Origin of the sequence: uncultured Thioclava sp., assembly GCF_913064665.1 — a bacterium.
In the GTDB taxonomy this organism is placed as follows: Bacteria; Pseudomonadota; Alphaproteobacteria; order Rhodobacterales; family Rhodobacteraceae; genus Thioclava; species Thioclava arctica.
The window spans coordinates 1-6132 of sequence record NZ_CAJYBT010000077.1 but is presented as its reverse complement, the minus strand read 5'-3'; the positions used below and the strand labels follow the sequence as shown (position 1 = coordinate 6132).

The window sequence follows — 6132 nt, the reverse complement described above, 5'->3', positions numbered from 1 at the left end:
TGGGGGGCGAAAGCATCGCGGGCCAATCGACGCCGGGCAAGACCGAAGAGGTCTATCGGTATTTTCCCATCTTGAAGGAGCGCGCAGATCAACGCGCGGGAACGATGTCGGGCGGGCAACAACAGCAGCTTGCCATTGGGCGCGTGTTGATGGGCTCGCCTTCGATGATCTTGCTGGACGAACCCTCTGAAGGCATCCAACCCAATATCGTTCAGGATATTGCTCGCATCATGGTCGAACTGAATCGCGAAACCGGCGTCACCGTCGTCTTTGTGGAGCAAAATATCGACATGATCCGGGCAATGGCGCAGCGCTGCTACGTCATGGACAAGGGGCGCATCGTTGCCGTGCTTGACCGCGAGATGCTGAAAGATCGCGACACCATCCGAAAATACCTTTCGGTCTGATTGAATAGCCATCCTGAGATAATATTAAATGAAGGGAGTAACTTATGAGCTGGTTTGACGAATCCATCATGGCGCGCAAGGGCGTCGCAAAGGGTCAGGCGCTGACGACGCGCACGATTACCGAAGACGAGCAAGGGAGCTATCCCTATATCTACACCGCCGGGATTGATCCGGTCTTGACGATCGACCCTGGCACCGTGGTTAGCGCCGAGACCCATGACGCCTTTGAGGGCGCGATCCAGAATGAAACGGATGTTCCCACAGAGATCTTAAATTTTCCGTTCCTGAACCCGCAAAACGGCCCGATCTACGTCAACGGCGCCGAAAAAGGCGACACGATCGCGGTCTATATCGAAAGCATCGTGCCGCGCGGGCCGCAGCCGCGGGGAACCACGGTCATCATGCCCGAATTTGGTGGGCTGGTGCCGACTTTTGAAACGGCGTTGCTGACTCAGCCGCTGCCGGAGGTGGTGCGCAAGCTCGACATCACCGTTGAGGGTGGCACGAAATGGAATGACAAGATCAGCCTGCCATACGAGCCCTTCATCGGCACGATCGGGACGGCTCCTGAGGCCGAAGCGATCTCATCGCTTGTGCCTGATTATTATGGCGGGAACATGGACATGCCCGACGTGGCGCCTGGGGCGGTGGTCTATCTGCCGGTGCAGACCAAGGGCGGCTACCTGTTCCTTGGGGACTGCCACGCGGCGCAGGGCGATGGCGAACTTTGCGGTGTCGCGATTGAACATCCGACCGTGACCACCGTCCGTATCGATCTGATCAAGAATTGGACGATCCGCAGCCCGCGTCTGGAGAACGAGAAGTTTTACATGACGGTCGGGTCGGCACGCCCAATGGAGGATGCCGCGCGCGGTGCCTACCGCGAGTTGATCCGGTGGATGGCTGCCGATTTTGGCTTTGACGAAATCGATGCCTACATGCTGCTCACGCAATGTGGACGGGTGCGCGTGGGTAATATGGTTGACCCGAAATATTCGGTTGGAGCCTCGGTTCTGAAGTCGATCATTGGCATCTCGAAGTAATGCACCGGCCGCACCCGATGCCCTTCGACGCTGCGGCCTATGTGTTCGGCCGTCCTCGCATTTAGGGACGCGTTCCAAATGTGAGGACGGTATTTTTCCCGTCTTTTGTCTGCCGGACAAAATGAACCTGCCTGCGAGACCTGTCCTGTTGTTGGTCTGTGCCTCGCAACTCAAAACTGCTGTCCGGTGCGCTACCGGGCCTATGCGGTGGCACGCTGGCCACTGGACCAGGAGAGTATTCAATGACTAACACGCCTTCGACTGACATCGCCCCAAATGTCCCCAAACTTGAGACCTTGAGCGTCACTTCGATAAAAGACGGCCTTATGTCTGGCCGCTTCACTGCCGAGGATATAGCCAAAGCGTGCATCGCACAGATCAAGGCGCTCAACGGCAAATATAATGCGATCATTTTTGAGAATTACGGTGCCGCACTTGAAACTGCGCGCGACATCGACCGTCGTCGTGCAGCCGGAAAACCACTGGGCGCTATGGCCGGTGTGCCTGTCGTCGTGAAGGACCCGATGGATATGAAAGGGTTCCCGACTACGGCTGGTTGGAGGCTGCTATGTTCAAAGACCGGCGGTGTAGATCTGATGCCCGAACGTGATAGCCCTGTTGTAGCCCGGATGCGCGCTGCAGATGCGATCATCCTAGGTAAGACAAACGTTCCGATCCTAAGTTGGACTGGGACACATGCTAATGACAGTTGGGCGGGCCCCACAATAAACCCAGCAATCGAAGATCGTGCTCCAGGCGGATCAAGCGCAGGCACCGCAGCAGCAGTTGCCACCCATATGTGCGTGCTAGGCTTGGCCGAAGAAACTGGTGGTTCGATCCAGAATCCGGCATCGGCCCAAGGGCTTGTAGGGATAAAGCCGACGATCGGACTGGTGCCGAATGCCGGCGTAGTTCCGCTCTCGGGTAACCGCGATGTAGTGGGGCCGATCGCTCGCACTGTGATTGATGCAGCGCTGGGGCTTGATGTGTTAGCGGGTTTCACCACCGAGGATCCAAAGACGTTGGCTTGCGTCGATAAAATTCCTAAGGGCGGTTACACAGCAGGGCTATCGACGGACGGGCTTATAGGAAAGCGATTGGGGCTTTACGGGCTGGGTTGGCGCAAAAACGCACTGTCGCAGGAGGCATCAGAACTTTACGAACGCGCTAAGGCCGAGCTTGAAGCGTTGGGCGCAATTTTGATCGAAGATCCGTTCGCGGATACGGATTTTGCCTCGTATCGTCAGATTACTCTGGGCACTCCGTTCTTTGATGGGCGCGGGCTGGAATCTCTGCCGTATGACATGACGCAATATCTGCGTCGGCTAGGGCCAGATGCCGCACTCAAAACATGGGAAGAATTTGTTGCCGCCACCGAGGCAGAGAACCCGTTGGCCAAAGGGGCAATCTTGGGCTTCCTCAATGAATTACCAGATTTTCTTGAGGCGGTGAAATCTCCTACAACGCCTCCCGCGCTTCCTGAATTTACCGCGCTAAAGCGCGCTTATCTTCTGTTGATCCAAGAGGTCTTTGCGCACCAAAAACTTGACGCTTTGGTCTATCCGCAAATGCTCCAAGAATTGCCGGGTTTACATTCCGGCGATGCGATTCTTGAAACTACAGTGGGAGAGCTGAATATTGCGGGGATCCCCGGCATAACCGTGCCCGCGGGGTATTACGCCTCGGGTGCCCCGTTTGAATTGATATTCCTTGGCCAGCAGTGGAGCGAAGCAACCTTAATCAAATGCGCATACGCATACGAGCAAGGAACGCAGCATCGCCAATCAGCGATCTAGGGTCAGGCTTCCTAGCCAGAACGTGACGAAGGCAGCCAAAGCGCAGGCCGACAAGAATATCGTCGGAAAGCCCACGGTTTCTTACGATTGCATCAGAAAGGTTAAGTGGCAGGGCGCGCGAGAGAGCCGCCCTGCCATCGCGATCTCGGTATCAACACAGTCGGCCCGGCAGCCGTCAGCATCTGAGGGCCGCGGATTTCGGGGGGCGAAACGTTCTCAGGGCATCAATCCGAAGACCTTTCAGGTTGCAGACTTTCACTCCGCTCCGTGAGCGGTTTTTGTTCCGCCGTTGACGGACTTTCCTGCGCAACCGGCCATTACATTCGCACAAAAAATTCGCGTTTTATCACTGCGAAACAATAGCTTGACGCCTGCGCCGTAAAATTCTGAATTGACTTCAACCCGCGCCCGAACTATCCAGCGCGCACTATGACACTCAGTATCCGGCATATTCAGCGCGCAATACGCGCCATTTGAACCCCACTTTGGGGGCCGGTCACGACTGTCTAAATCCAGCAGCTTTGACGCAATCATGCCGGGCCTTTGCCTGCGGTCCCTTCGGTTTTTCCAACCATAGGAGACCTCCATGTCTATCATCGCATCCCCCCAAACGCTCGCCCCCTGCCGCACCGTCGCGCGCTGTTTTGCGCAATCCGATCAGGAGCGGTATCGTCATGGCTAGCCTCTCAAATGACCGCATGGCGGTTCTTCCGCCCGCGCTGGATGTGCCGCGTGTCGAAGACATGGAGGCCCGCTTTCTGGCGTTTTGGCGCGCAATGCGGCGGACCATGCACGGGCGCGGCCGCAAGGCGCTGCTTGATTACGCAATGGAGCGCATAGCCAAGGATTTGGCCGGAGTGGCCCATCAGCGCCGCCTGCGCCAATCCGGGCTGGCATCGGTCAAAACCGAAGCGCGCCCTGGCGTGATCGCGCTTGCGCAGGAGCGGGGCAAGCTGTCAGGCCCGACGACGCCGGATGACGTTCATCACTTGGTCGCCGCGCTGCATGCCGAGAGCGGCTGGATGCGCGAGGTCTCGACCTGGATCATGCGTCAGATGCTGCAGCATGTGGCATCCGGCGGACGCGGCCTTGCACCCCCCCCCCCGGTCGCCCTTGTGGGGCCGCCCGGCATCGGGAAATCGCATTACGCGCGCAAACTGGCCGAGCTTGCTGGCCTGCCGGTGCGGATGATAGATGTCGGTGCTGGCAGCGCAGGCTTCCGGATATCGGGCACGGAAAAGGGGTGGGGAACCGCGCAGTCTGGCCTCCCTGTCGAGACGATGCTTGCGACGCGGGTCGCCAATCCGCTGATGATCGTGGATGAGGTCGATAAGGCGGGAACGGCCCATGACACGCACGGCACATCGACCAGCCTCACGACCTCGCTGCTGCAGATGCTGGAGCCCGGCACGCCATTTCGAATGCCCGTATCTGCGCATTCCTGTCGACATGTCGCGGGTCATCTGGATCATGACGGCGAATAATCTGGAGGGCATCCCCGCGCCGCTGCGCGATCGCTCGCGGCTGTTCATCCTACCCAACCTTTCGGCAACGGATGCGATCGCGCATTTTGACCGGCTGACGGCGGGGTGTGAATGGCAGGCCGAGCGCGACCGCTGCCGCATCTTCATCGAGCGCATGTCCACGCGCCCCGAAGGGATCAGCTTGCGCCAGATCGGCAAACTCGTGGAGGCGTTGCGTGACCCCGTCGCGCCGCTATACCAGTGAAGGCATGCCGGCCCCTGATGGGGCTGGCATGTGCGGCTGAATACAAAGCGCGACTCCAAAGGGCCCCATTCTGCACTTGGTCGGCAGAGACCAGACGACGCATATTGGCAAGGTCGTGACCAACTGAAAGCAACATGGAACCTAAACCTGATACACCTTAGAAACGCTGCAATTCTGTCCAAAAGATGGGACCACTTTAGTCTCCCGACATGCTCAAAGTCCTCGCGCAATGACAATGCGTTGCACGTCACTGGTGCCTTCGTATATCTGGCACACGCGCACATCGCGATAAATCCGCTCGACGGGGTAATCGGCCAGATAGCCGTAACCGCCATGGATCTGGATCGCCGCTGAACAGACCGCTTCGGCCATTTCGGACGCAAACAGCTTGGCCATCGACGCTTCGGTCAGGCAGGGTTTGCCCGCTTCGCGAAGGGCCGCTGCGTGCAGCACCATGTGGCGCGCAGCCGCAATCTTGGTGGCCATGTCGGCAAGGCGAAAAGCGACTGCCTGATGCTCGATGATTGGCTTGCCGAAGGTGATACGTTCGCCCGCATAGGCATGAGCCGCGTCAAAGGCTGCGCGCGCCAAGCCAACCGATTGCGCCGCGATCCCGATGCGCCCTCCTTCAAGATTGGCCAGCGCGATCTTGTAGCCCTCGCCCTCTTCGCCCAGCCGGTTTTCGACGGGCACGCGCATCCCGTCAAACACCAACGCGCAAGTGTCGGAACTGTGCTGGCCGAGTTTGTGCTCGACCGTAACGACCTGATAGCCGGGGGTGTCGGTGGGCACGATGAAGGCGGAAATGCCCTTCTTGCCCGCCGCCGGATCTGTCACGGCAAAGACGATGATCAGATCGCCATTTTTCCCCGAGGTGATGAACTGCTTGGCTCCGTCGATCACATAATGATCGCCGTCACGGCGGGCGCGTGTCTTGAGCGCCGAAGCATCCGATCCCGCCTGCGGCTCGGTCAGGGCAAAACCACCGATCCACTCGCCACTCGCCAGTTTTGGCAAGAAGCGACGTTTCTGCTCGTCGGTGCCAAAGCGCAGGATTGGCACGCAGCCAACCGAGCTATGCACACTCATGATGGTCGAGCACGCCCCGTCTCCTGCTCCGATTTCCTCTCGTGCCAGCCCATAGCCTGTCATGCCGAT

6 protein-coding genes are annotated in these 6132 nt (G+C 58.6%); 5 read left to right on the top strand and 1 reads right to left on the bottom strand.

What is annotated here, in order from left to right; all coding sequences use genetic code 11:
- The 5 genes from QZ571_RS18085 to QZ571_RS18065 form a co-directional block, all read left to right on the top strand.
- On the top strand, window positions 1-407 hold a 407-nt coding region (locus QZ571_RS18085; protein ID WP_295537514.1), incomplete at its 5' end, for an ATP-binding cassette domain-containing protein.
- Between the two features lie 44 nt (window positions 408-451).
- The gene (locus tag QZ571_RS18080) at window positions 452-1450 is read left to right on the top strand and encodes an acetamidase/formamidase family protein (RefSeq protein WP_295537512.1); all 999 of its coding nucleotides are present in this window, start codon (window positions 452-454) and stop codon (window positions 1448-1450) included.
- Between the two features lie 242 nt (window positions 1451-1692).
- Entirely contained in the window at window positions 1693-3246 is a 1554-nt protein-coding gene (locus QZ571_RS18075) for an amidase (protein WP_295537511.1), read from the top strand.
- A gap of 674 nt (window positions 3247-3920) precedes the next feature.
- Window positions 3921-4730 carry an AAA family ATPase gene (locus QZ571_RS18070; protein ID WP_295537510.1) on the top strand — a complete coding sequence of 270 codons (810 nt, stop codon included), beginning with the start codon at window positions 3921-3923 and terminating at the stop codon, window positions 4728-4730.
- Window positions 4717-4974, top strand: a complete 258-nt coding sequence (locus QZ571_RS18065; protein ID WP_295537508.1) for a hypothetical protein — start codon at window positions 4717-4719, stop codon at window positions 4972-4974. Before QZ571_RS18070 ends, QZ571_RS18065 begins: the two co-directional genes overlap by 14 nt.
- Before the next feature lie 213 nt (window positions 4975-5187).
- On the opposite strand, the gene QZ571_RS18060 is transcribed toward QZ571_RS18065, so the two are convergent.
- Window positions 5188-6132: acyl-CoA dehydrogenase family protein (locus QZ571_RS18060; protein ID WP_295537506.1), on the bottom strand; the 945-nt coding region annotated here is incomplete at its 5' end.